Annotated in this window: 18 protein-coding genes and 4 pseudogenes; 9 read left to right on the top strand and 13 right to left on the bottom strand. The window is 70.2% G+C overall.

The window, feature by feature from the left end:
- Positions 1–55 precede the first annotated feature (55 nt).
- Entirely contained in the window at positions 56–2041 is a 1986-nt protein-coding gene (locus tag J8N05_RS19825) for an alpha/beta hydrolase (protein WP_210884614.1), read from the bottom strand.
- A 108-nt stretch (positions 2042–2149) separates the two neighbouring features.
- Between J8N05_RS19825 and J8N05_RS19820 the strand changes: the two genes are divergently transcribed.
- From J8N05_RS19820 to J8N05_RS19810, 4 genes and pseudogenes are all read left to right on the top strand, one after another.
- Positions 2150–3385: a sensor histidine kinase gene (locus tag J8N05_RS19820; protein ID WP_210884612.1), complete on the top strand. Its 1236-nt coding sequence runs from the start codon at positions 2150–2152 to the stop codon at positions 3383–3385.
- Positions 3382–4065 carry a response regulator gene (locus J8N05_RS19815; RefSeq protein WP_210884610.1) on the top strand — a complete coding sequence of 228 codons (684 nt, stop codon included), beginning with the start codon at positions 3382–3384 and terminating at the stop codon, positions 4063–4065. Before J8N05_RS19820 ends, J8N05_RS19815 begins: the two co-directional genes overlap by 4 nt.
- Positions 4066–4341: 276 nt before the next feature.
- Positions 4342–4509 (top strand): annotated as a pseudogene (locus J8N05_RS48155) (hypothetical protein); the annotation flags it as partial.
- 58 nt (positions 4510–4567) lie between these two features.
- Positions 4568–5122 (top strand): IS5 family transposase, encoded by a 555-nt coding sequence (locus J8N05_RS19810; RefSeq protein WP_407699919.1) that lies wholly within the window; start codon positions 4568–4570, stop codon positions 5120–5122.
- A gap of 12 nt (positions 5123–5134) precedes the next feature.
- Here J8N05_RS19810 and J8N05_RS19805 read toward each other — a convergent pair.
- The 5 genes and pseudogenes from J8N05_RS19805 to J8N05_RS19785 form a co-directional block, all read right to left on the bottom strand.
- Positions 5135–5386 (bottom strand): annotated as a pseudogene (locus J8N05_RS19805) (IS110 family transposase); the annotation flags it as partial.
- Between the two features lie 318 nt (positions 5387–5704).
- Positions 5705–8443 (bottom strand): helix-turn-helix transcriptional regulator, encoded by a 2739-nt coding sequence (locus J8N05_RS19800; protein WP_210884603.1) that lies wholly within the window; start codon positions 8441–8443, stop codon positions 5705–5707.
- Between the two features lie 241 nt (positions 8444–8684).
- Positions 8685–11453 carry a helix-turn-helix transcriptional regulator gene (locus tag J8N05_RS19795; RefSeq protein ID WP_210884601.1) on the bottom strand — a complete coding sequence of 923 codons (2769 nt, stop codon included), beginning with the start codon at positions 11451–11453 and terminating at the stop codon, positions 8685–8687.
- Positions 11454–11654: 201 nt separating this feature from the next.
- A complete protein-coding gene (locus J8N05_RS19790; protein WP_210884599.1) occupies positions 11655–12263 on the bottom strand; it encodes a MarR family winged helix-turn-helix transcriptional regulator in 609 nt (202 codons plus the stop codon).
- A complete protein-coding gene (locus tag J8N05_RS19785; RefSeq protein WP_210884597.1) occupies positions 12260–13609 on the bottom strand; it encodes an NAD(P)/FAD-dependent oxidoreductase in 1350 nt (449 codons plus the stop codon). Before J8N05_RS19785 ends, J8N05_RS19790 begins: the two co-directional genes overlap by 4 nt.
- A gap of 203 nt (positions 13610–13812) precedes the next feature.
- On the opposite strand from J8N05_RS19785, the gene J8N05_RS19780 reads away from it, so the two are divergent.
- Entirely contained in the window at positions 13813–15231 is a 1419-nt protein-coding gene (locus J8N05_RS19780) for a sugar porter family MFS transporter (protein WP_210884595.1), read from the top strand.
- Positions 15232–15389: 158 nt separating this feature from the next.
- Here the strand turns inward: J8N05_RS19780 and J8N05_RS19775 are convergent, their stop codons facing one another.
- The 4 genes and pseudogenes from J8N05_RS19775 to J8N05_RS19760 form a co-directional block, all read right to left on the bottom strand.
- Positions 15390–16454 (bottom strand): lipoate--protein ligase family protein, encoded by a 1065-nt coding sequence (locus J8N05_RS19775; RefSeq protein WP_210884593.1) that lies wholly within the window; start codon positions 16452–16454, stop codon positions 15390–15392.
- 105 nt (positions 16455–16559) lie between these two features.
- Entirely contained in the window at positions 16560–17144 is a 585-nt protein-coding gene (locus tag J8N05_RS19770; RefSeq protein ID WP_210884578.1) for a hypothetical protein, read from the bottom strand.
- A gap of 157 nt (positions 17145–17301) precedes the next feature.
- Positions 17302–17544 (bottom strand): hypothetical protein, encoded by a 243-nt coding sequence (locus tag J8N05_RS19765; protein WP_210884576.1) that lies wholly within the window; start codon positions 17542–17544, stop codon positions 17302–17304.
- A gap of 371 nt (positions 17545–17915) precedes the next feature.
- Positions 17916–18640 (bottom strand): annotated as a pseudogene (locus tag J8N05_RS19760) (helix-turn-helix transcriptional regulator); the annotation flags it as partial.
- Between the two features lie 147 nt (positions 18641–18787).
- Here J8N05_RS19760 and J8N05_RS19755 point away from each other — a divergent pair.
- Positions 18788–19260, top strand: a pseudogene (locus tag J8N05_RS19755) (alpha/beta fold hydrolase); the annotation flags it as partial.
- Positions 19261–19291: 31 nt separating this feature from the next.
- Here the strand turns inward: J8N05_RS19755 and J8N05_RS19750 are convergent.
- Together J8N05_RS19750 and J8N05_RS19745 are read right to left on the bottom strand one after the other, a co-directional pair.
- Entirely contained in the window at positions 19292–20524 is a 1233-nt protein-coding gene (locus J8N05_RS19750; RefSeq protein WP_210884575.1) for an NAD(P)/FAD-dependent oxidoreductase, read from the bottom strand.
- Between the two features lie 54 nt (positions 20525–20578).
- Positions 20579–21427, bottom strand: a complete 849-nt coding sequence (locus J8N05_RS19745; protein WP_210884574.1) for a class I SAM-dependent methyltransferase — start codon at positions 21425–21427, stop codon at positions 20579–20581.
- A gap of 374 nt (positions 21428–21801) precedes the next feature.
- On the opposite strand from J8N05_RS19745, the gene J8N05_RS19740 reads away from it, so the two are divergent.
- Both J8N05_RS19740 and J8N05_RS19735 read left to right on the top strand, forming a co-directional pair.
- The gene (locus tag J8N05_RS19740; RefSeq protein WP_210884573.1) at positions 21802–22512 is read left to right on the top strand and encodes an RraA family protein; all 711 of its coding nucleotides are present in this window, start codon (positions 21802–21804) and stop codon (positions 22510–22512) included.
- 132 nt (positions 22513–22644) lie between these two features.
- Positions 22645–23487 (top strand): alpha/beta fold hydrolase, encoded by an 843-nt coding sequence (locus J8N05_RS19735; RefSeq protein ID WP_210884572.1) that lies wholly within the window; start codon positions 22645–22647, stop codon positions 23485–23487.
- Between the two features lie 157 nt (positions 23488–23644).
- Here the strand turns inward: J8N05_RS19735 and J8N05_RS19730 are convergent, their stop codons facing one another.
- Positions 23645–23938, bottom strand: a complete 294-nt coding sequence (locus J8N05_RS19730) for a hypothetical protein (protein ID WP_210884571.1) — start codon at positions 23936–23938, stop codon at positions 23645–23647.
- Positions 23939–24126: 188 nt separating this feature from the next.
- On the opposite strand from J8N05_RS19730, the gene J8N05_RS19725 reads away from it, so the two are divergent.
- The gene (locus J8N05_RS19725; protein ID WP_210884570.1) at positions 24127–24885 is read left to right on the top strand and encodes a PP2C family protein-serine/threonine phosphatase; all 759 of its coding nucleotides are present in this window, start codon (positions 24127–24129) and stop codon (positions 24883–24885) included.
- Positions 24886–24957 lie beyond the last annotated feature (72 nt).

Here is a 24957-nt window from a genome sequence, read left to right as displayed (position 1 = left end):
CGCTGACCCGCGTCCCGGTACACCGGTCCGGCAGGCTGTGGAGATGCTGGCCGTATCATCCGCTGACAGCTGTGGCGGCGAGCGGGGAGCGGCGCCGCAGGGTGCGGATCGCGAGGATCGCGTTGGCTCCGACGACGGCACCGAGGACCGCGGTCGCGGGTATCAGCAGCCCGCTGCCCGCCAGCGCGCCCAGCAGTGCGCCCAGCCAGGCGCCGAGAAGGACGAGCACCGGTGTGGTGGTCCGCTTCGAGCCGTCCGGGTCTTCGTCCGGCCGGGCCAGGTACACCCCCAGGCCGACCAGCAGCCCGGTGCCGGGCACCACCACCGCGAGGCTGGTGAGGAACCACTGCGGAGCGCAGATCCAGGCGAACAGGGCGCCCAGGAGCCAGCCGGCGAGACCCAGGGGTGCCGTGCCGAGCAGCCGGATCCAGCGGCCAGCCGGGCGGCCAGGCGCGCCCCGGCCGCGGCGTCGGCGGGCCAGCAGCACCAGCGCAAGCAGACCGAGCAGCGGCACACCGGTCACACCGGCGAGCAGAAGACCGGCGATCAGCGACATGCTCATCGGGACGGCGGTGAAGTCGACCGGACGGCGCTCGAATCGCGAGCTGTCGACGCGACCGGAGTCGTAGAAACTGGTGAGCAGGTGCGTGCCCGCCTCCGGCTGCTGCTGCCAGAAGTCGGCGGTGTGTCCGATGCCGGGTACGACCACCTCGCTCCCCCGGCTCAGTGAGGGCAGTAGCTCCTTAGTGGCGTTGACCGGCGGTGTGGAGAAGTCGAGTTCGCCGCCGATCAGCAAGGTCTCCACGGAACTGGGGCGCACGGTGCGGTATTCGGCGTTGTCCGGGCTGTCCGGCCACACGGTGGAGAATCCGTCCGGGCCGCCCCAGAGGAAATCGGTGGAGGAATTGCCCAGGATCGATCCGTGATCACCGCCCCGGCCGTAGTAGGTCCGCATGGCGGGCGCGTCGATCATGGCGAAGGAGGCGAGCTCTCCCCACACCGTGGAGCTCGGCAGTGTGACATCCGCCAGCACCGACATGGCCCACATCGCGCCGGGTCCGCCGTCGAGGTAGGCGTCGATCACCGTGGGCGCGTTGCCGGGTGCCGAGCCCTCACCGTTCATGTGCATGGAGTACTGGCTCAGGATGCTGACGTTCGTCTTCTTGATCCTGAAGGGCCCCCACCTGCTGGGCATGTCGGCGACCCGGGACCGGATGGTGGCGGCGAGGTCGGAGGTCTTCGCGTCGCAGGCGCGGTCGGCCCGGCAGAGGTCGGCGTACTGCTCGAACTGTGTGTCGGTGATGCGGGGGTCCCAGTACAGGTGTCCGGGCGGGTTGACCGAGATCATCGCCGAGCGCCGGAGTGCGTCGGGGTGGCGCCATGCGTAGATCATCGCGGTCCGGGTGCCGGCACTGGAGCTGAGCAGGTTGATCCGCCGGTAGCCGAGCGCTTTGCGCGCCGACTCCATGTCCTCGACGCGCTGGACCGCCGAGTAGCCGGTCAGGTCGACGCCGGTGCGCTGCAGCCGGTCGGCGCACCGCTCGAAGGCCTGGCGGGTGTGTGGCAGGTTCTGCCCGCCGGTCATGTCCGCCGACGACTGGAGCGCGTTCGTCACTTCGTCGCAGTCCAGGCGGGACGAGCCGTCGACGCCGCGGTAGCCCACCAGCACGACGTCGTGATTCTTTGTCAGGCGGCCTGCCTGCGGGAAGTCCATGTTGGACTGTCCCGGCCCGCCACCGAACCGGAAGACGGGCTCACCGGCCGGCTTCGAGGCCGCCCGGATCCGTACAACCGGCAGGGCGATCAGCCGGGAGCCGGAGTCGCGCCGGTTCTCCGCCACCACGAGAGTCCCGCAGTCGGCGGCCACGGAGCCGTCCTCGGTGTCGTAGGAGCACGGTGTCATGGTCAGCGAGTCCGGCGCGGCGCCCTGCGGGACGCGGAGGGTGGAGTCCGGCCACACGATGACGGCGGCCAGCACGAGCAGCGCGGCGGCGATGCCCGCCGCGACGAGGGAGCGACGGCGGTGAGGGGAAGAACGCATGCCGGACAAGCTAGGGGTGCGCGGGTGTCGAAGCGTCACACCGGGCGGTGATCGTCCGTCCCTCCGGAGAGTGACGCCGGACCGCTTCCGCCCCGGCACAATGGCCGGATGTCCCGCACTGTGTACCTGGCCTCGGCTGGACGGATCCGCCGGTGGACGGCCCGACCGACAGCGCGCGACGCGCAGAGGTCGCTGGCCCGCCAGGCCGTGTCGGTCGCGCTGATGTGCGCCGCCGTCGACGGCCTGAACTGCCTTACGCGGGGCCCTGATCCGGGCCCGTGGACGCCCGTCCTGCTGGCCGTGATCATCGCCGCCGACGTCGCGCTCGCGACCGCACCGAGATTCTCCGGCTGGGTCGCCGTCACGCACGCGGCGGTGGGTGTCGCCCTGGCGTTCGTGATGCCGCCGGGACGCAACCCGAGCACAGCCGGCCAACTGGTCAGCTCCTACCGGGCCGGCGCCTGGCTGCGCGGCCGGTCCTCCGCCGCCGCGCTGATCACGGTGTGCGTTGGAATCCTGGCTTCGGTGGTCATCACCGGGCTCACCGCTCCGGTGACGTTGCTCGGTATCGTCGCCGCCAACACCCTGCTGCCGTGGCTGGTGGGCCGTTACACCACCGCCCGTAAGGAACATGTGGAGGAGCTGCGCCGCCAGCGGGAGGCGACGCTGCGCGATGCGGAGGCCGAGATCGCCGCCGCGGTGACGAAGGAACGCGAGACGATCGCGGTCGAGCTGCACGACGTCATCTCCCACCACGTCGGCGCGATCGGTGTCCACACGACGGCGGCCCGGCTGAATCTCACCGGGACGGCCGTCCCCAAGGAGAGCCCGGTGCACACCTCGCTCGCCGCGGTACAGCAGTCAGGCCAGGCGGCCATGACGGACCTTCGGCGGCTGCTGTCCCTGCTGCACGACGGCGGCGACTCCACCGACCAGCCCGGAGTCACGATGCTGCCGGAGCTGTTCACCAACCTGCGCGCCTCGGGTCTGCACGTCACGTTCGTCGTGTACTGCTCACCGCCGCCCCTCACGAAGGAAGTCGACATCACGGTGTACCGGGTGGCACAGGAGATGATGACGAACGTTCTCCGGCACGGGGACGGGCGGGCAGCGCGGGTCGAACTCGACTGCCTGGACGGCTGCGTGGCCCTTACCGCCCGCAACCGTGTCGCCTCCCCGGCAGCGGACGCACCGCGCGCATCCTCACCGTCGGGGTCCGGGCTCGGCCTGCGCGGCATGCGCAAGCGGGCGGAGGCGCTGGGCGGGTCAGGGACCTTCGGCGTCACCCCGGACGGGGACTACTGGCAATCGAGCGTGACGATCCCGCTGGCAGGTGCCCGGTGACGCTGCGCATCGTGATCGCCGACGACCACGCCATGTTCCGCTCCGGCTTCCGGGCCGTGCTCGACGCACAGCCGGACATGGAATGCGTCGCTGACGTCGGCGACGGACACAGCGCCGTCGAGGCCGTTACGTCCCTAACGCCCGACCTCGCCGTCCTGGACGTCCGCATGCCCGGACTCGACGGGCTCGCCACCGCACGCCGCATCCGGGCCGCGGGACACCGGGACGTGAAGATCATCCTGCTCACCTCGTTCGGCACCGACGACTACCTGCGTTCGGCGCTGTCGGCGGGGGTCGCCGGCTTCGTTCTCAAAAGCCTGCCGCCCGACGAACTCGTGACCGCGATCCGCGTCGCGGCTCGCGGCGACACCTACCTGGATCCCTCCATCACCAGCCGCCTCGCGCCCCGGCTGGCCGACGCCCTCGCACCGGCTCTCCCCGCGCGTGACCGGGCGCCGGGCCTCGAACGTCTCACTGCGCGCGAACATGAGGTGTTCCTGCTCGTGGCCAGGGGATTCTCGAACGCCGAGATCGGCGACCAGCTGTACGTCGGCGAACAGACCGTCAAGACCCATGTCTCACGCGTCCTCGCCAAGCTCGGACTCCGGGACCGCGTCCACACCGTCCGGTTCGCCCACCACCACGGCCTCATCGAACCGCACGACACCTCGGGGCTGTGACCGGTGGTCGGTGCGCCGCTCGACCAACGCAGACACCGTCACGACCGCGGTGTTGCCGGACTTCCGGCTACGCGTCCCCACCCCTGTGCGCGACAGCCGTGCCTTCACCTTTGGCCGCACATGACGGTACGTGCGGTATGAGACCGCCATATCGAGCGTCGCTGCTGCCGCAGCGCTAACTGATCGTTTCAGAATGAAGTTCGTTGTGGGCTTGGCGGGCGGAGGTTGTGTCGGCAGGATGCGGTGTGTGTCCGCTGATCTTGTGCCTGATGACCTGTGGGAGCGAGTGGCTCCACTGTTGCCTCCTCGTCCCCCCCCAGGCGGCATCGGTATCCCGGTCGGTTGCCCGCAGATGACCGGGCTGCATTGCGGGGCATCGTCTACGTCTTGTCCAAGAGCGTGAGCTGGCGGGACGTTCCGGAGGTACAAGTGGGCTGCAGTGCGGTGACGGCCTGGCGGCGTCTGCGGGACTGGACCGAGGCCGGCGTCTGGCCGCAGTTGCATGAGGTGCTGCTGGCGGAACTGCGGGCTGCGGGTCTACTGGACATGGACGACGCCGCGATCGACGGTTCGCACGTCCGGGCGCTCAGAGGGGGCTCACACCGGACCTTCGCCGGTCGACCGGGCTCGGCCGGGCAGCAAGCACCACTTGATCGTCGACCGGCATGGCACTCCGCTGATCGTCTCGTTGACCAGTGGGAATCGTCACGATGTCACTCAGTTGATGCCCTTGCTGGACGCGATACCCCGTATCCGCGGAGTGCGCGGCCGACCACGTCACCGACCAGGCCGGCTGTTTGCCGACCGCGGCTACGACTACGACAAGTACCGCCGCCTTCTCCGGGCCCGTGGCATCACACCGAAGATCGCCCGCAAAGGCAGCGACCACGGATCCGGACTGGGAAAAACCCGCTGGGTCGTGGAGCGGACCTTCGCCTGGCTGCATCAGTTCAAACGACTGCGGATCCGCTACGAGATACGCGCCGACCTCCACCTCGGATTGCTCCAACTCGACTGCAGCATCCTCTGCTTGAGGCGACTCCGAACTTCATTCTGAAACGATCAGTTAGGCGACCGTGCAACCGGCGTTCCGGGCGACCGTGAGCGGGAGGGCGCCGATCGAAACAGGCTGGTCCACGATCACCAGCACGGTGCCGAACGTCGCGATCAGTTTGTCGAAGACGGCCCGCAGTTTCGGCTCACTGTGGGGCATGGCCTTGTCGAAGACCCTCTTGTCGGCCGGGGTGAGTCCGTGCCCGTGGTGGGCGCTCTTGCCGACGTCCATGCCAAGGAAGACGCCCACGTTGCCGGTGTCGAACATTGCACCCCTCAGCGGAGTTGACTCTGTCTTGCCTCGGGCATCGGTGTCGTACGCGGGCATCCACGTTATGCAGATCTCCCGCCGCGAGCTGTCCGGCATTGCGCCGGACCGGACGGTGGCCGGACCTCTCATCAGCGTCTCCGACGACACCTCTCGGGCCCGGTGACCCCCCAGGTCATCCGTTCGACAGGGGACACAATCAGGCCGGGCCCGGAGGTCATCGGCCCTCTTGCAGGGCCGCGAAGAAGATAACGGGGGGGCGTCCCGCACGGGGAATCTGATGGTCATGCGCCGTGCGATGTCACGTGGTCAGGCTACTCACAGCTGTCTGCGGGAGGTGACACCGAGCTTGCCGAAGACGTTCCGTAGGTGCCATTCGACGGTGCGCGGGCTGAGGAAGAGACGCGCGCCTATGTCGGGGTTGGTGAGTCCTTCCCGTACGAGTCTGACGATCTGCTGTTCTTTCGGGGTCAGATCGCTCCTGTCACCGCCGGAGTCCTCCGTGACCGTTTCTCCCAGAGCGGTCAGCTCGCGGGCGGCCCGCTGCGCGAAGCCCCGCATATCCATCGACGCGAACAGATCGTGGGCGGCGCGCAGTTGGTCCCGGGCGTCCTCACGGCGTCCGCTGCGGCTCAGCCACTCACCGTAGACGAGACGGGCGCGAGCTGATTCCCCGCGCAAACGGGTACGGCCGAGCGCCTCGATCGCCTGCCGATAGCAGGGTTCGGCCTGATCGTCGTCGCTGAGCAGCGCACGTGAACGGGCTTCGACACCCGACGCCCAGTCGCTACCGCTCGCCCGGGTCAACTCGGCGAGGCGGGCGAACGCGCCAGCGGCCCGTTCGGGACATCCGGTCCGGGCGGTGGCCTCCACATACTCCACAAGGGCCCATACCGGAATGCCCATCTCCAGCTGACTGCTGTAGTCACGGGTGGCCAGGTCGGCCGCCTCCGCCGCCTCCCTGTGCCTCCCGAGGCCGTTGTGGAGCAGGGCCCGGGCCCACCGGCTGACCACCGGGCCCACGCCTTCACCGCGGAGTTCCGCACCCTCGTCGGCCCGTGCGCCCAGTTCGACGCACTCCCGCTCCCGGCCCCGCCACGCGGCGACGAAGAGAGCGCCGTAGATCGGGGCGGCCGTGCCGATCGCTTCGGCGACGGTCTGCACCTCCTCCGCCAGCGCGTCGGCCTCGGCGAGTTCACCGTCGAGGACGTGCACCACGCACCGCATCGTCAGCGCGAAGGGCAGTGCTGTCGCCTGCCCGGCGTCGCGGGCGAGCCTGAGGTGCCGGGCGGCGAGCAACGACATCGTCTCGTGGTCCCACAACCCCACCGCGGTCACGCAGATCAGCCACAGCCAGCGCAGTCCCTCCTCCGGGGAGAGGCCGGGTTCCGCGAACGCTCGCAGAGCCCGCCGCAGACCGGGCACAGCCGTGGTGTGCCCGTCGAGGATGCGGACCGCCAGGCCGTCGAGCAGCAGGTCGGTGGGGCGGGACGGCTGCGGGGCCGGGAGGACGCTCGCCGCCTTCGCCGCCTGGTACTGACCGTCGGTACGGGCCTGGGGACCGGCGAAGATCGCCGCGTTGACGACCTCCAGATAGGCGTCCCGGGCAAGCGCGGCATCGTGCGCCGCGAGCCTGGCGCCGGCTTGGAGGAGAAGCCCGGGAGCCTCACTGCCCCGGTCCGAGACGAAGGCGATCCGGGCGCGGGCCAGCTCCACCTCGCCCCGACGGCGGTCGTCCAGGTCCCCGGCCCCGGCGACCGACAGCAGTCTCAGCGCCAGGTCGGGGTTGCCCGACTCGTGGGCGGCACGGGCGGCGGCCAGCGCCCGGTCCTGACGGCGGACGGGATCAGCGGTCAACTCCACGGCCCGGGCCAGCAGCGCCGCTGTCGCCGCGACACCGCCGCGTGCGTCCGCCCGCCCCGCCGAGCGTTCGAGTTCGGCCGCGACGGATTCGTCGGGACCGGCCGCCCCGTGCGCGGCGTGCCAAGCCCGGCGGTCGGGGTCGGCGACAGGGTCGGTGACCTCCGCCAGCACACGGTGGATCCTGCGCCGTTCCTCGGCCGAGGCCGCCCAGTAGACGGCCGAGCGCACCATCGGATGGAAGAACCGCACACGGTCACCGATCTTGATCAGACCGGCCGCCTCGGCCTCTGTCGCGGCGTCGTGGCCGAGGCCGAGGCGGTCCGTGGCACGCCAGAGGAGCGCCGGGTCACCGGTGGGCTCCACCGCGGCCGCGAGCAGGAACTCCCGTGCCCGGAGCGGCAGTCCACCGACTCTGCGCGCATACGCACGCTCGATGCGCTCCTCGATGGGCTGGGCGCTCGGCAGACCGAAACCGCCCGCGAGATCGACGGACGCGGTCATCCGCGGCAGCTCCCGCAGCGCGAGCGGGTTGCCCCGTGACTCGGCGACGAGCCGTCCGATCATCCGCTCGTCCCACAGCCCCGGCAGCACGGAGCGCAGCAAGGTCCGCGCGTCCTTCTCGGACAGCCCCTTGACGAGCATCTCGGGAAGACCGACGGGTTCGATGCCGCCCGGAGGGTCCTCCTCCGGAACCCGCACCGCGAAGACGAGGGCCACCGCCTCGGCGTGCAAACGTCGCGCCGCGAACGCCAGGGCCTGCATCGACGCTCGGTCCATCCACTGTGCGTCGTCCACGACACACAGCAAGGGCTGGGCGCGGGCGGCCTCGGACAGCAGCCCGAGGACGCCGAGGGCGACCAGGAAGCTGTTGGGCGCGTGTGTCGACCCCAGCCCCAGAGCTCCACCGACGGCATCGTGCTGCCCGGGCGGGAGTCGGTCGAGCAGGTCCGTCATGGGCGCGCACAGCTGATGCAGCCCCGCGTACGGGAGCTCCATCTCCGACTGGACACTGGTGGCGTGGGCCACCCGGAATCCCTGCGCCCGGCCCGTCAGGTACTCCAGCAGCCTGGTCTTGCCCACTCCTGGTTCACCGCGCAGGACCAGCACCCGGCTCTCACCGCCGCGCACGCCGTCCAGCACCCCGTCCAGCGCCTCACACTCGTGTCCTCGCCCCAGAACCAGTTCCCGAGTCATGCGTCGGCAGGCCTCCCCCTCAGGTCCCCGCGGCCCGGCGCCGTACCCGCCGGGAGGTCGCCGTCCGCGCACATCCGTTCCGGCGCACGGGGAGCTTTCGTTCACGCACGCCACCGGTCGGTGCCGCCCTGCACACAGTGCCGCCCCGGCCCTCGGCCCGGCGCCCGGGAAAACCCGGGTCCACCCCCGGGTGTCCCCTGGGAGTGACCGGTCGTGCGAAATGCGTCCGGTAGCGCGGCCGTCAGACGTCGGGCAGCGCGGCGCGGAGCTTGTTGCGCGACTTGACGTCGAGCTTGGTGAAGACCTTGCCCAGGTGCCACTCGACGGTGCGAGGACTGATGAACAGCGCGGCACCGATCTCGGAGTTCGTCATTCCGTCGGCTGCCAGCCGGGCGATCTGCCCTTCCTGAGCCGTGAGGACCTCGCGCACGCCACCGGTGTCGACCTGACGGGGCCGAAGCGTCTCGCCGGTTGCCACAAGCTCGCGCCGGGCGCGCTCGGCGAAGGCGACCGCCCCGAATCCCCGGAGCGCCTCGTGGGCGGTGCGCAGGTGTTGCCGCGCGTCGACACGACGGTTCTCGCGGCGAAGCCACTCGCCGTACAGCAGGTGCGTACGGGCGAGTTGGACAGCTATCCGGCTGCGGCCGAGCCGATCGACGGCCTCCCGGTACCACCGCTCGGCCTCCGGGCCGTCACTCAGCAGGGCTCGCGAGCGGGCCAGCACGCCGAGCGCCCAATCCGTATCGCTCGCGCCGGCGCGCTCCTCCAGCCTGCGCAGTGCCACCGCAGCCGTTTCGTGGACGCCGCTGCGAACGGCCGACTCGACGACCTCGGCCAGAGCGAACCCGACGACCGACATGTCCTCGTACTCCAGGACCTGTTCGCCGTGGGCCAGAGCGTCCTGGTAACGGCCGAAACCGTTGTACAGGACCGAGAGCAAGTAGTGTCCGAGACCGATGGCGCGCCCCTCGCCCCAGGAAACCGCCTCCTCGATGCCGCTCCGGATCACCGTTTCCGCCCGCGGGTCGCCGCTCCAGGCCATGAGCAGCAACGCGGGGTACGACATCGGCGAGTGGCCGGTCACCTCCATGATGGAGTCGGCCTCACCGACGAGCATCGCCGCGAGGCCGAAGTCACCGGCGTGCACATGCATGGCGGCGCGGTAACCGAGTGCCAGAGGGAGGAAGTTGAGCGCTCCGGCGTCACGGGCCGAGCGCACCGCGTGCGTGGTCAGCTCGTACCACGTCTCGTCGTCCCACAGATCGCCGGCGGCCAGCCACGTCAGCCACAGCCACCGCATGACATCGTCGCCGTCGGCCCCTGAGGCCTGCCGGAAAGCACTCAGCGCTGCCCTCAACGGCGGTGCCCCTCGGACGCAGCCGTCGGCGAACCAGGTCACCAGAGCGTCGAGCAGCAGATCCGAGGGGCGTGGAGGTCGCGCCCCGGGCGGTGCCGTACGGGCGGCCTCGGCGACCTCCCGGACATCGACATGATCAGGCAGGCGCCCGGCGAAGACCGCCGCCCCGATGGCATCGAGATAGGCCTCACGCGCCTGCGCCCCGTCGACCCTCGCCAGTCGGCCCGCCGCGTCGAGCAACAGGGGAAGAGCCTGACCGCCGCGTCTGCGCGCGAACACGATCTGGGCACGGAGCCAGGTCTGCCGGGCCTGCTGCGCTTCGTCCGGCCGGCTCAGCCGCGCGGCGGCGAGAAGTTCCAGCGCCGCGTCCGGGGAACCGGCGGCGAACGCGGCCTGCGCGGCTGCCGCGGCCCGCGTCGCGCGCCGCTCGGAATCAGGTGTCAGCTCCGTCGCACGTCTCAGGAACGCCGCCGCCGCGGCGATACCGCCGCGGGCCTCGGCCCGGCCGGCGGAGCGCTCCAGTTCCGCCGCCAGCTCCTCGTCCGGATCGAGGGCCGCATGGGCGCGGTGCCAGGCCTGACGATCGGAGTCGAGGACGGCGTCCGTCGCCTCGGCCAGCGCACGGTGCACATCCCGGCGGACCGTCGGATCGGCCCCGCGATAGGCGGCCGAGCGCACCAGTGGATGCCGGAACCGCACCCGCGTACCGAACTCGATCAGCCCCGCCGCTTCCGCCGCCACCGCGGCGTCGGGGGCGATGTCGAGCCGCTCGGCCACCCGCCGCAGCAATGGAGCGTCTCCCAGCGGCTCCGCTGCCGCCGCCAGCAGCAGCCGTTGCGCCGCTGCCGGCAGCGAGCCGATGCGTCGCAGATAACTCTCCTCGATCTGGCTCGCGAGCGGTCGCGTGTCCGGCCGCCCGAACCCGCCTGCCAACTCCGCCGCGCTCAGCCCCCGCGTCAGCTCCAGCAGCGCCAGCGGGTTGCCCCTGGTTTCGGCGACGATGCGGTCCCGGACGTGTTCGTCCAGCCGCCCGGGGACCACCGATTCCAGCAGGGCCCGCGCGTCGTCGTCGTGCAGCCCGCGGACCACGATCTCGCGCAGCCCACCGAAGTGGTCACCGGATGCGTCGGGCGTCGGCACACGCACCGCGAATACCAGCGCCACCCGTTCCGCCAGCAGCCGACGCGCGACGAAGGACAGCGTCTGGGCGGAGACCTGGTCGAGCCACTGTGCGTCGTCCACGACGCACACGATCGGCTGCTCCTCGGAAGCCTCCGCCAGGAGGCTGAGCACCGCCAGCCCCACCAGAAAACGATCCGGCGCGCTTCCCGCGCTCAGACCGAACGCGACGGCCAGCGCGGCACGCTGAGGAACGGGAATGCGGTCGAGGCTGCCCATCAGCGGCACGCACAGCTGATGCAGCCCGGCGTACGCCAGCTCCATCTCCGATTCGACGCCGACAGCCCGCAGGATCTGACAGCCCGTGGCGCTCGCCACCAGGTACTCCGTCAGGACCGACTTGCCGACTCCGGCCTCGCCGCGCAGCACGAGCACCTGTCCCTGGCCGGACCTGGCGCCGGCGATCACCTCGGCAAGCGCTCCGCACTCGGCACGTCGACCACGCAGCCCGCGACGAGGAGCGCTGCTCGTCATCCACCACCACCATGCAGTTCAGGGTGCCGAGCCTGATCAACTCAGGTCGTGCCCATCATGCATCAATATGCGTGGGGTGAACAAACATCCACAGCGCGGCGATCGCGCGGCGTTGCTGCTTGTCGCTGCGGGGTGCGGTCGGCAGCCGCCCGCTGCCCGCCGACCGTTCGGCGTGGGTCGGAGTCCGGCGGGCAGATCGCCTCAGTCGTCGCTCAGCGTAACCTGCGTCCTTTCGCGCGCATGCCCCATGTGACCCGCAGGATCCGTGGAAGCCGCAGGACCCGGCGGACCCGGCGGGACATCCGAGTGGCGGGGGAGGGCGCCTCGCGCCATCCCGCCGGACGATCCCTCCCGCAGGTAACGGAGCAGATCGTGGTCGGCCCCCTCGTTGATGCCCCCGTCGACGAGCGCCTGCACCGCGTGCCGAACGGTCTCGTCGACCAGTCGGCGCCCTCGCCGCAACGTCTCCCGTGCCACCGGGGTGAGGGATACGTCCACGCTGCGCCGGTCATGGGCCGCCGTCGAAGTGGTGATCAGCGCGCGGCTCTCCAGCCGGGTCACCAATCGGCTCGTGGCCGACTGGCTCAGCCCGATCTCGGCGGCCAGGTCCTGCAGATACAACCAGCCGTGCGCGGTGGCGGTGCCCTCCTGCAGCACCGTCAGCGCTTGGAACTCGCGCAGGCTCAGCCCGAAGTCCTCATGGAGCCGCCGCTCCACCGAGTTCTCGATCCTGCCGTGAAGACGGTCCAGTGCATTCCAGCGCGTGATCAGTGACGAGCCCCGGCTGGTCGTCGCTTCTGGCGGCTTCACCGGGCCGGCACATCGGCCGACTGCTCCCCGCGACGGGGGTTGCCACCCGTCACGAAGGCCTCGCGTGGCCGCTGCACCGAGGCCAGGGACACGACGTCCCTGCCGTACAGCACGGCGGTCGCCCACACGGCGAGTACCCTGACCTTGCGCTCCCAGGTGGGCACGGCGAGCACGTGGTAGCCGCGGTGCATGAGCCAGGCCAGGAAGCCCTTGACGACCAGACGCCGGTACTGGAAGATTCCGCGCCCCAGGCCCAGGGTGGCGACCACCCCCAGGCCGTGGTGCACGTAGTCCTTGGCGGTTCGTCCTCGCAGCGTCGCCAGGATGTTCCTCGCGAGCAGCCTGCCCTGGCGCACCGCGTGCTGGGCGTTGGGGACCGTGTACGCCCCCGGTCGGCCCGCCGCGAGGTCGGGGACCGCGGCGTCGTCACCGGCGGCCCACACGTCCTCCAGCGGAGCCTCCTGTGTTCCCACTCGCAGATCGGCGCGCACGGTCAGCAGACCGCGCTCGTCGACGGGCAGGTCCGTGTGGTTGTGCATGATCGGGTTGGCCGCGTTGCCGGCGGTCCACACGAGGAGCCCGGAGTCGAACTCCTCGCCGTTCGACAGCACGATGCGGCCGTGTTCCGCGGAGACGAGCTGGGTGTTGAGGTGCACCTGGGCTCCACGCCCCCGCAGTGCGCGCACCACCCAGGCGCCCGGCCCGTCGCCGACCTCCGGCAGGATGCGGCCGCGCGCCTCGACCAAGTGGAACCGCAGCTCGTCCGCGGACAGTTCGGGATAGTGGCGGAGCAAGGCGGTCGCCAGGGAGAGCAATTCCCCGAACCCCTCCACCCCGGAGAAGCCACCGCCGACGAACGTGACGGTGAGGAGCCTGCGCCGCTCGGGGCCTCGCGGGAGCGTCGCCGCGCGGTCGAACGAGGTGAGCAGCCGGTCGCGGATGGCGACGGCCTCCTCCACATGCTTGAGCCCGAACGCCTCCTCGCCGAGTCCGGGTATCGCGAAGGTCCGGGTGACGGCTCCGGCGGTGACCACCAGGACGTCGTAGGACAGTTCGTAGTCCGGACCGCTGTCCGGGCGGACGGTGACGGTGCGGTCGTGGTGACGGATGCCGGTCACCGTGCCGGCGACCAGTCGTGTGCGGTGCAGGTGCCGCCGTAGCGACACCGCCGCGTGGCGTGCCTCGATGGAGCCCGCCACGACCTCCGGCAGGAAGGGCTGGTACGTCATGTACGGCCGCGGGTCGACGACGGTGACCCGCGCCTCTCCTCGGCGCAGCTTCTTCTCCAGGCCCCACGCGGCGTAGAAACCCGCGTAACCGCCACCCACGATCAGGATCTCCCGCACGATGTCCTCTGTTCTCTCGGCTTCGTCCTTCTGACCGGACGGGCACCGTAGTTGTGACATCGACAACCGACCGCGGCGGAGAACGGTGTGACGGTGTCACAAGCACAGCACGGACGCTGTCTCCTACGGGTGAGCATCCCCACTGTCCGTCGAGTCGTCGTCCCCCGACGCAACCGTGAACCCGGTGGCCCGAGGAGTTACACGTGACCAGCACAGCGCAGCCACCCCAGTCCGGAGCCCGACCGGCTCATCCCGAGCATCTCGGGCACGTCATCTTCATCGCGGCGGCGGCCGCGATGGGCGGCTTCCTCTTCGGCTACGACAGTGCCGTGATCAACGGCGCGGTCGAGGCCATCCGTGACCGGTACGAGGTCGGCTCCGCGGCCCTGGCCCAGGTCATCGCCATCGCCCTGATCGGCTGTGCGATCGGTGCCGCGACCGCGGGCCGGATCGCCGACCGCATCGGCCGGATCCGCTGCATGCAGATCTCGGCGGTGCTGTTCACCGTCAGCGCGGTGGGCTCCGCCCTGCCCTTCGCCCTGTGGGACCTGGCGTTCTGGCGGGTCATCGGCGGTTTCGCCATCGGTATGGCCTCGGTCATCGGCCCGGCCTACATCGCCGAGGTCTCCCCGGCCGCCTACCGCGGACGGCTCGGCTCGTTCCAGCAGGCCGCGATCGTCATCGGCATCGCCGTCTCGCAGCTCGTCAACTGGGGCATCCTCAACGCCGCCGACGGCGACCAGCGCGGCACCGTCATGGGCCTGGAGGCCTGGCAGGTCATGCTCGGCGTGATGGTGATCCCGGCCGTCCTGTACGGGCTGCTGTCCTTCGCGATCCCCGAGTCGCCGCGCTTCCTGATCTCCGCGGGGCGGCACGAGCGCGCCCGTGAGGTGCTGCGGGAGGTCGAGGGCGACCGCATCGACCTGGACGCCCGGGTCACCGAGATCGAGCAGGCGATGAAGAGCGAGCACAAGTCGACCTTCAAGGACCTCCTGGGCGGCACCTTCTTCTTCAAGCCGATCGTGTGGATCGGTATCGGGCTGTCGGTGTTCCAGCAGTTCGTCGGCATCAACGTGGCGTTCTACTACTCCTCCACGCTGTGGCAGTCGGTGGGCGTCGACCCGACGGACTCGTTCCTCTACTCGTTCACCACGTCGATCATCAACATCATCGGCACCGTGATCGCCATGATCTTCGTCGACCGGATCGGCCGCCGCCCCCTCGCCCTCATCGGCTCGGTGGGCATGGTCATCGGCCTCGGCCTGGAGGCCTGGGCGTTCTCCTACGACCTCGTCGACGGCAAGCTCCCCGCCACCCAGGGCTGGGTCGCGCTGATCGCCGCCCACGTCTTCGTCCTCTTCTTCGCCCTCTCCTGGGGTGTCGTGGTGTGGGTCTTCCTCGGCGAGATGTTCCCCAACAAGCTCCGCGCCGCGGCCCTCGGCGTCGCCGCCGCCGCGCAGTGGATCGCCAACTGGGCCATCACCGCGAGCTTCCCGTCACTGGCCGACTGGAACCTCTCCGCGACCTACGTGATCTACACGGTCTTCGCCGCGCTCTCCATCCCCTTCGTCCTCAAATTCGTCAAGGAGACGAAGGGCAAGACGCTGGAGGAGATGGGCTAGCGCTCGTCGCTTCCCGCTGTCCGCTGAACTCGGGGGGAGGGGCCAAGTCCCCGCTGCCCTTCCCCTCGCTTCGTGCCGTCGCCCGTGCCAGGTCGTCCAGGCACGGGCGACGGCACGCTCCTGTCCGGCCGGGGCGCGCAGCGGCTCGCCCGCCGGTTTCAGGGGAGGCGGGCCGTCCACTCCGGTGTGGAGAACTTCGTGCGCATCAGTTCACGCGCACGCGCCATCTCCGAGTCCGTCACCTGGCCGGCGGCGAGGCCGTAACGGGTCCTGAAGGATCCGATCAGCCCTGCGATGACGGCTTCTCGTGCGAGGCCGGTCTGCCGTCGCAGCGGATCCACCCGCTTCTTCGCGCTCCTCGTGCCCTTGTCCGACAGCTTCTCCCGCCCTGTGCGCAGCACACTGAGCATCTTGTCGGCGTCGATGTCGTAGGCCATGGTCACGTGGTGCAGCACGGCGCCGGGCCCTCCGTCCGGTCCCACGATGCGCTTCTGCGCCGCGCCGGCGATCTTCCCCTGGTCGGTGGTGATGTCGTTCAACGGCTGGTACCAGGCCTTGATCCCCATCTCGCCGAGAGCGTCGAGCACCCAGTCGTCGAGGTAGGCGTAGCTGTCCTGGAAGGACAGGCCCTGTACCAGCGCGTCCGGCACGGAGAGCGAGTAGGTGATCGTATTGCCGGGCTCCACGAACATCGCCCCGCCACCGGAGATACGGCGTACGACCTCGATGCCGTGCTCGTGGGCGCTGGCAAGATCGACTTCGTTGCGCAGGGACTGGAAGCTGCCGATGATCACTGCCGAGGTCGCCCACTCCCACACCCTGAGCGTCGGGGGCCGGCGACCGGCCGCGACCTCCGCGGTGAGCGCTTCGTCCAACGCCATGTGCAGGGCGGGACTTTGAGGGCCGTCGTGGATCAGCTGCCAGTCGTAGTCGGTCCAGTCGCTGGCGTGCGCGAGCGCCCTGCGCACGGCAGTGCCGACACCCTCGGACGTCAGCCCGTACATGACCGTGCCGTCGGGCACCGCCCTGTCGACGCGGGCTGCCAGACCGGCCGCGTCGGTGTCCGCCGGAGCGCCGTCCAGCGCCCGGTTCATCGCTTCGAGTGCCTCGTCCGGTTCGAGGAAGAAGTCGCCAGTGACCCGGGGGTGCCGCAGCACGCCGTCCTCCACGTCGACATCCACGACGATCAGCTTGCCGCCAGGAACCTTGTACTCACCGTGCACGGTCTCGCCATCCTTTCCACTGCGAGGTTCAACAGTGTGAAAGGGGGGCGTGTTCCCGGGCAGGGACGGGAAGGATGTGACGAGTGCGTCCTCGCCGCCTTTGCGTCACCCGGCGCGGTAGAGTCCTCGGCCGGCCCGCTGGATCCGCGAAGTGCCGACAAGCCGGTCGAGCGTACTGCGTACGGCGTTGATGGTTCCGCTGTCGGTGTCACGGCCGAGCGCCGCGGCCACGTCGCGGGCCCTGACCTCCCGGTCGGCGACGTGCGTGAAGTACTCGATGATCTGTTCGGTGAGCTGTCCGTACTGCTGCTGTTGTTGTTGCTCGGGCGCCTTGGAGCGAGAGGCGCGAGCGGCACGGGAAGTGTGTTTCTCCCGCGCGCCGGCGGATTCCGACGGGGCGGCAGCTTCCACTGTCGGCTCCTCCGCGCTGGAGGCGCCGACTTCCTGCACCGCCTTCGTACCGTGGTGCCTGTCGGCGTTCCCCGTCGTCTTGGACCGTGTCGCGTCGGGGGAGTCGGACATCAGGACCGACAGGGCGCTCAGAGCCCGCTGGACGGAGTCGAGGTGTGCGACGACCGCGGCCAGTTCCCTCTCCAGAGCCCGCTTCTGCAGCTCCAGGCGGGCCAGATCCCCCTGGAGGCTCTCAGCGGTGGTTTCGATGTTGTGCGCCGCGTGAGTCGCCGGGGCCATGGCTTCCTCTCATCCTCACTCCCACACGCCGGGCCGTGCCCAGCGAGGCTTCGGGGCCGCGCGGCTCGGACGCCGGGATGGGTACCTCATGACATCGTATGGAGGAGCATACTCTTCACCACAGACGCACCAGTACGCTACGAATCGGAAGATGTAGTCAATGGTGGCACTGCCTTGTACGCGCCGTGGCCGAGGTGCCGGACGTCTCGTGCTCCTCGGCGGAGGCCGGGGGAGGCGGGTCCAGCCGGCCCAGTTTCTCGGCGGTCTCCCGGATGCGCGCGTCGACGTCGGCGAGCTGCTGCCGCAGCATGCGGACCCGTTCCGTGAGCACGGCTGCTTCCGCGGCCAGGAACACGGTGGTGGCTGCGGGATCGTCGTCGTGAGCGAAGTCGTGGCTCATCGGGTGTCCTTCCTTGCCAGCCGGGTCGGCTGGGCATCACATAAGCGCCCGGGAGCGCTGGTCGTGCGGCCGGACCGCGCGGTGCGGCAGGTCACAAGGGCGCCCGGAGGCTCCCACCTGCTCTGACCGAACAGCGGGAGCCTCTGTGACAGACACCGACCGTGTGACACCTTGTTCACGGCTCCTACACACCGCGACCTACACCCCAGGGCCCGGTGTGACGGCCGAGCGACTGAGGAGCACCTTGCGTCAGCAAGGGGTCCGCGGCGTACAGAACGTCGGCTCCAAGTACGCCACAGTTCTCGCCCGCTGAGCGCCGTTCGTCGGCACCGCTGCCGCATGGTGCAACCACAAGTGGGACTACAGGCCGTTCAACGCTGATCTGCCACGGCGGCGGTGAAACGCGCCGCAAGCGCCGCGACCGCCGCGCGCAGTTCCTCCCCGCCGTCGACGCGGACGGCGACCGGTATCCCCGCGAGCCATTCCTGCGCGTACATGTCCGGGTGGATCCACGGGGCTACCTCGGTCGGGGGTGCGTCGAACACCACACGGGTGGAGAACTCCCATCCGAGGCCCAGGTTCTCCTCCAGCACTGCCACCGGGTCGAGGTTGTCGGGAGGTTCGAAGCCGTGCTCGGTCGGCCGGACCGTGCGGACCCGGTCGACCCGGTAGGTGCGGATGGCGTCCGCTCGATGGGAGTGGCACAGCAGGTACCAGCGCCCGTAGCGGATCACGATGGACCAGGGATCCACCTCCGCCTCCCACTCGTTGCCCGCCTCGCTGCCGTACGTGACCGACACGCGGCGCCGGGCCGCGACGGCGTCGACGAGTTCGCTGGTGATGGCCGGATCGGGGTGAGCCGCGTACGGGTCCGCGGCGGCCGACGCGTACTCCCGCAGCATCGCCGCCTGGTGACCGACGCTCTCCGGAAGTGCCTTGACGACCTTGCCCAGGGCGGTGCCGATCAGGTCGTCGGTGTCGGCGTCGGTGGATGCCGCGGTCGGCTGGCTGCTGAGTACCGCCATCACCAGGCCGATGGCCTCGGACTGCGTGAAGTGCACGGGCGGCAGCCGCGTCCGCGCCCCAGCCGGTCTCCAGGGCGCGCAGCGCACGCGCTGTGGGACTGAGATCGTTCGGGACAGGAGCAGGCTAATCCGGTCCGCCGAGCTCTGCGGTCACAGGAGTCCGTCGCCCCGGGCCCGTCAGACGAGGGCAACCGGGTCTGGTTGCCGTATGTGGACCGTGCACGCTGGCCTGGCTGGCCGCCGACCGGCGGCCGGGCCGGAGCGGTTGGCGAAGGTCGCCCTCATCGGGGGTTTCCCGACCGCCGACGGTCAGCCGTACGCCGACTTCTTCGAGGTGAGTGACGGCGTCATGCCCTTCCCTGGCTGGGGCCCGTTCGAGGGCCCGGACGCCGCGGACCTCGACGACGGGGCCAGGCGAGAGTTCGCGGCTGCCGCGATCTCCGTGCCCGCAGGCGTGACCGAGGGAGTGGTGTGGCTGGCGGACGAACGGCGGTTCGACGTTCCGGTCGTGGTCGTATGTCCGGAGTTCACGCCCGCACAGGCGCGGGAATGTATGGACGCCGGCGACGTCCCGGAACTCGCTCGGGCCAAGCACGTCGACTTCGCCGACATCGACTCAGGCCACTGGCCCATGATCACGCAACCTGCCGAACTGGCCCGGATCCTGGCTGCGGCAGCCGACAGCGCCTGACGGGGGCAGCTCACTTCGATCGAGCGCCCACTCAGGGCAGCAGGTTCTGCAAGGGGACGTCGGGGTCGGACAGGACGCCGTCCTCCGTCACGACCTCGGATTCGATGAGCGAGCGGATGTCGTCGATGACGTCCCACACATTGACGCTCATTCCGGCCAGGACACGGCTGCCGGACATCCAGAAGGCGATGAAGCGCCGCTCGTCGGGCTCCCCGCGGAAGACGACACGGTCGTAACCACCCGGCTCCGTATAGCCGGTGTACTCCATTCCGAGGTCGTACTGGTCGGTGTAGAAGTAGGGCAGCCGGTCGTGGACCGCGTTCTTCCCGAGCATGCTCAGGGCCGCGGTACGCGGTTGGTGCAGGGCGTTGGCCCAGTGCTCCACACGCAGGTGCCGGCCGAGTCTCGGGTGGAAGGCGTTGGCGACGTCCCCGGCGGCGAAGACGTCGGGGTCCGAGGTCCGCAGCCGCGCGTCGGTGACGATGCCGTTGTTCACCTCAAGGCCCGCTGCCTCGGCGAGGCCGACGTTGGGCGTGATGCCGACACCCACCACGACGGCGTCCGCGGGCAGCTGACGGCCGTCGGCCAGGAGCACGCCGTCCGCCAACGAGCCACTGCCGGTGATGCGCTCGGTCACCGCCCGGGGGTACAGCTCGACCCCGTGATCACGGTGCAGGGCGGCGAACACCTCGGCGGCCTCCCGACCCAGCACCTTCAGCAAGGGGAGTTCCGAGTGCTCCAGGACAGTCACGTGCGCCCCGGCCATGCGGGCGGCCGCGGCTGTCTCCAGGCCGATCCAGCCGCCACCGATGACGACGATCCGCGCACCCGGTGTGAAGGCGGCCTTGAGCCGCTCGCTGTCGCCGACGCGGCGCAGGTACAGCACGTTGCCGAAGTCGGCGCCCGGCACCGACAGTCGGCGCGGGGACGAACCGGTGGCCAGCAGGAGCTTCGCGTACCGAACACGCTGTCCATCGCTGAGCGCCACCTCCTTGGACCGCACGTCGACCGACGTGACAGTCGTGCCCAGCAGCAGGTCCACTCCGTTGTCGCGGTACCAGCCCTCGGGGTGTACGTGGATGGAGTCGCGCTCCTCCTTGCCCAGCAGATACCCCTTGGACAGCGGGGGGCGGATGTAGGGCCGCTCCGATTCGTCGCCGATGACGAGGACGGGCCCCTGGTGACCAGCCCGCCGCAGCTCCTCCGCGGTCTTGCCGGCAGCCAGGCCACCTCCGACGATCACGAACGTGTTCTCACGTGACATGGTGTTCCCGTTTCAGCTCGTCAGCCGCACACAGCGAAGTGTGTGCACGGTCATTCAACAGACCGTGTGGCGACCATCGGTGTGACAACGCCAGGGCTCCTGGCCCGGTCTCTGGCCCAGCGTGACCGCCAGAACCGCTGGATCGTGGCGTGCGGACGACAGGGCGAATCCGTGCCGCCGCAGGTCGGCGACGAGATCCGAGCGCGTGGCGGGCCACATCCAGAACGTCTCGGTGTGCTCTCCCAGCAGCCCGTTCGTGCCGTGCGTACCACGCATCCCATCTAGCCCATGCGTTCCGCGCGCCCAGTAGTCGACGCGCGTACGGATACGGGGCCCGGCCGCCGACATCACCATGTGTCCGCCGTATTCGTGTCGGCCCATCCGCTGCACCGGGAAGACGCGACGCTGCTCTTCGGCGGGCAGTCGGTCCGGAGGCAGCTGGAGCAGCAACCTGCCGCCGGGGACGAGGACTTCGGCGACGGAGGTCCAGAGCGTTTCGCGGGCATCCGGCGTCAGACAGGCCACCGTGTTGTGGCAGATCACCAGGTCCGCGACGTCGCGCAGGGCCGCCTCGTCCAGTGTGGACGGGTGCACCGACACGCGCGCCCGCTGTGGCGCGGGCAGTGCGGCGAGGCGGGTCATCAGCGCCGCCCGCATGGCGCGAGCGGGCTCGACGGCATGCACGCCGACCTTGGACCGAGCCAGGCTCATCAAGGTCACCCGCCCCGTTCCGGCACCGACGTCCACGATGCCCATGCGCGCCTGCGCCACCGCGGCCCCGTAGAGCCGTCGTACGTGTCTGTCGTCGTCGTGGGCCTGCAGGATGTCGTAGAACTCGGCGCTGACCGCATAGGGCTCCGGCTGCGCGCGGGTGTCCGGGGCCTCGGCAAAGACAGAGTGCATGTCCAGGAAGACAGAAGGTGTCCCGCACCTGTGACACCTCCGGACGCGCCTGCCCACCCGCTCGCGGCGGCGGACGTATCAGGACCGGCGACTGCGGCAGCACTCAGGCCGGGTGTCAGGGGCCAAGGGGCCGTGCTGCCGGCGTCCGGGTCGCAGGGAGCCGAGGACAATCCCGGGCGCACGGCGCATGTCACATCTCCTTCGCCTGCCCGGTCTCTACGGAACAGCAAGGCTCACCACCTGCGGATGACGGGCGGGACACGCCCGGGCCGTATCTCGACGCCCTCGCTGGGCGATCCGGACCGCTGATGCCAAGTCACCAGGGCGCCGCGAACCAGCGATACGGCCTTGCTCCCCGCAGTCCAGGAGGATCAATGACCCGCGAAACGAACACCGCCGGCAGACCGCCCGGCAGCGTGCCGCCGGCACAGCCCGCCGACACCGGCGAGGTACTGGCCGGGCTGGGGAGCGCCGCGCTGGTGGACGCCATGGGCCGCACCCACCGCCACCGGGCACACCTGCTGCCGTTGGTCAGTCCCGACCCCACCCGCACTCTCTTCGGGCCCGCCGTGACGATGGCGTACATGCCGTGGCGCGACGATGTGCCGCAGGCGTCCAGGACCTTCGCCGACTTCTTCTACGAGGCGGTCGGCCCAGACCCGGCGGGCAAGGTACTCGTGCTCTCCAGCGGCGGGTACGCCCAGGTGTCTCACGCGGGCGGTACGAAATTGTCCCGAGCCGCCCATCACCACCTGGCCGGGGTGCTGGCCGACGGCCGACTGCGGGATTTCGGTCAACTGCGCGGCTACGACTTCGCCACCTGGTGTCAGGGAGAGACCACCCGGTGGGGCGGAGACACGGTGATGCCGTACGCGGCGAACATCACCGTCGAGTTCGCGGGCGTCGCCGTCGTGCCGGGGGACTACGTCTTCTGTGATGCCGCGGGCGCCGTCGTCATACCGGCCGGGAGTCTGCCGGAGGTACTGGAGACCGCGCGGGCCGTCGACGCCGAGGACGCACGGTTCGTCGAGCGGATCCGCACCGAGGCGAACCCCGCAACACCTCGGCGGGCGTCGGGTACTTGACCGCAGCCGCAGCCCATCCGCCGCCGCATCCGACCGCACCCGATGTCACTCGTCCACGACCCCCTTCCTGGGGCATCGCCCCAAGCACCACCCCGACGTGGCTCGACCGCCACACATCGAAAGGAACCCATCATGAACGCTCGTTCCCTCACCCGCCGCGCCCGGACCTCGCTCACCGTGCTGGCCGGGTTCGGCATCGCCGCGGCCCTGACAGCCGCGACCGTCGCGCCGGCCTCCGCCGACAAGAACACCGGACCCCAGCGGCCCAAGCCGACGGTGGTGCTGGTCCATGGCGCGTTCGCCGACTCCACCAGCTGGAACGGGGTCGTCAAGGAACTCCGGCACGACGGATATCCCGTGGTGGCCGTCGCCAACCCCCTGCGGTCCCTGAGCGGGGACTCCGCCTATCTCAAGGACGTCCTGGCCGGCATCGACGGTCCCGTGGTGCTCGCCGGACACTCCTACGGCGGATCGGTCATCAGCAACGCCGCCACGGGCAACAAGAACGTGAAGGCGCTCGTGTACCTCGCCGCCTTCCTTCCGGAGAAGGGCGAGAGCGCGGTCGACCTGTCGGGTAAATTCCCCGGCAGTACCCTCGGTGACGCCCTGCGCCCCGTGCCGTTCACCAACCCCGACGGCTCCCGGGGCACCGACCTGTACATCCGGAACGACAAGTTCAGGCACCAGTTCGCTGCCGACGTGTCCCGTGGCCAGACCGATCTGATGGCCGTCACCCAGCGGCCGGTGACCGACGCCGCCCTGGCCGAGGGCGCGGCCGAGCCCGCATGGAAGAGCATTCCGTCCTGGGTGCTGATCGCCGATCAGGACCTCAACATCCCGCCGAGGACGCAGCAGTTCATGGCCGAGCGTGCGCACGCGCACACCACGAAGGTCCGTGCGTCCCACGCCGTGAGCGTCTCGCAGCCGGGGAAGGTGACCGACGTCATCGAGAACGCCGCTCACTCGGTGCGATGACGTCGAGAGGGTCCCGGAGCAGACATGAACCGCTCCGGGACCCTCCGCGTGAGCACAGCAGCCAGCCACAGCAGTCGGGCACAGCAGTCTGGGCGGACCGGGAGCTCCGCCCCCGTGGGCTGCGAATCCGCTTCCGTCACCGCTTCCGGCCGGCCGATCACGGCCAGGGGACCAGGTTCGCGTGACCGACGGCGTCGTGCAGGATCCGCTGTACCTCGATGGGTTCGGCCTGGGCCAGCGGCCCTTCACGTGCCGGCCGGTCCCGTTCGCCGTTCGCCCGCTCCAGGGCGACCCGCACCGCGCGGATGCCGTCCTCGGCCTCTTTCACGACGTAGTACAGCCACACCACGTGGGCGGCGGAACCGAACGGCAGGCCGATCAGCCACGGGGCAGGCGAGTCAGTGACCGAGGGGGCGGAAGCTCCCGGCGTGTGCGCTGTGTTGCTCGGCATGGTGACTCCTCTCCTCACCGGCTCGGACGGGGTGTCGATGGCTTCGTCCTGCCGGATCCGGTCGGTGGAGCTTGTGCTCCTCCTTGCTCTGTATGACTGGACGGACCCTCGACATGTGACAGATCACATGACATATGGGTCACGCCCAGGTGCCGGCCACCCGTTCACCCGCCGCACGAAAGCCTGAGATGACCAAACTTCTTGAGCCGTCGGACAACGCCTTCCTCGAAAGAGGGCTGCTGCCCGCCCTCGTACTCGACGACGACGGCTTCACCAGCGCCTCCCACTACGCTCCCAGCCGCTCCCACGCGCTGCTGGGCGGTGACTTCTGCGACATCGTCCAGAGCGAGGACCGTACCGTCCACGTCGTGATGGGGGACGTCTCCGGGCACGGCGCAGCCGAGGCAGCCCTCGCGGTGCATCTGCGGCTGGCCTGGCGCACCGCCGTACTCTGCGGCCAGTCCCCGATGCGCAGGCTCCGCCTGCTGGAGCGAGTCCTGGTCGACGAGCGGCCGCACGAGGACACCTACGCCACGGTCGTCTCCCTGGTCTTCCCGTCCGACGGACGGTCCGTGCGGGTGATCAGCGCCGGTCACCCCGGCATGCTGCACCGGCACGCCGGAGGCATCCGCTGGGTCGAGCACCGGCCGGGACTCGCGTTGGGGCTCTTCCCCGGACGTGGGGACTGGACGGAGAGCGAGCATACGCTGTCCGCCGCGGACAGCGTGGTGCTCTTCACCGACGGGCTGTACGAGGCCCGGACCTCCTGCGGGCGGCTGGGTGAGGACGGCCTGCTGCGTCTCGCGGACCGACACGCCCATCTGCCGGCCCAGCGCTTTGTCGACGCCCTGGTGCGCGGCGCTTCGGCGCCGGCCGCGCCCGAGGGCGGGACGGCTGACGACGTGGCGGTTCTTCACCTGGGATGGACCCGGCCGGGACTCGAATGACGCCGAGGAGGAGGCGACCACGACAGGCCCGGGGGCCGGCCGGACATGACACGGCCCCGGACCAGGTCCCTG

The organism is Streptomyces liliiviolaceus (genome assembly GCF_018070025.1).
Lineage (GTDB): Bacteria > Actinomycetota > Actinomycetes > Streptomycetales > Streptomycetaceae > Streptomyces > Streptomyces liliiviolaceus.
The sequence above is the reverse complement of the archived record's forward strand: the minus strand, read 5'-3'. Positions and strand labels throughout refer to the sequence as shown.

Bases quoted from the DNA above. Each gene is read 5' to 3' on its own strand.
- J8N05_RS19825 (WP_210884614.1), bottom strand. From the start codon at position 2,041: ATGCGTTCTTCCCCTCACCGCCGTCGCTCCCTCGTCGCGGCGGGCATC.
- J8N05_RS19820 (WP_210884612.1), top strand. From the start codon at position 2,150: ATGTCCCGCACTGTGTACCTGGCCTCGGCTGGACGGATCCGCCGGTGG.
- J8N05_RS19810 (WP_407699919.1), top strand. From the start codon at position 4,568: ATGAGGTGCTGCTGGCGGAACTGCGGGCTGCGGGTCTACTGGACATGG.
- J8N05_RS19800 (WP_210884603.1), bottom strand. From the start codon at position 8,443: ATGACTCGGGAACTGGTTCTGGGGCGAGGACACGAGTGTGAGGCGCTG.
- J8N05_RS19795 (WP_210884601.1), bottom strand. From the start codon at position 11,453: ATGACGAGCAGCGCTCCTCGTCGCGGGCTGCGTGGTCGACGTGCCGAG.
- J8N05_RS19770 (WP_210884578.1), bottom strand. From the start codon at position 17,144: ATGGCCCCGGCGACTCACGCGGCGCACAACATCGAAACCACCGCTGAG.
- J8N05_RS19765 (WP_210884576.1), bottom strand. From the start codon at position 17,544: ATGAGCCACGACTTCGCTCACGACGACGATCCCGCAGCCACCACCGTG.
- J8N05_RS19750 (WP_210884575.1), bottom strand. From the start codon at position 20,524: ATGTCACGTGAGAACACGTTCGTGATCGTCGGAGGTGGCCTGGCTGCC.
- J8N05_RS19745 (WP_210884574.1), bottom strand. From the start codon at position 21,427: ATGCACTCTGTCTTTGCCGAGGCCCCGGACACCCGCGCGCAGCCGGAG.
- J8N05_RS19740 (WP_210884573.1), top strand. From the start codon at position 21,802: ATGACCCGCGAAACGAACACCGCCGGCAGACCGCCCGGCAGCGTGCCG.
- J8N05_RS19735 (WP_210884572.1), top strand. From the start codon at position 22,645: ATGAACGCTCGTTCCCTCACCCGCCGCGCCCGGACCTCGCTCACCGTG.
- J8N05_RS19730 (WP_210884571.1), bottom strand. From the start codon at position 23,938: ATGCCGAGCAACACAGCGCACACGCCGGGAGCTTCCGCCCCCTCGGTC.
- J8N05_RS19725 (WP_210884570.1), top strand. From the start codon at position 24,127: ATGACCAAACTTCTTGAGCCGTCGGACAACGCCTTCCTCGAAAGAGGG.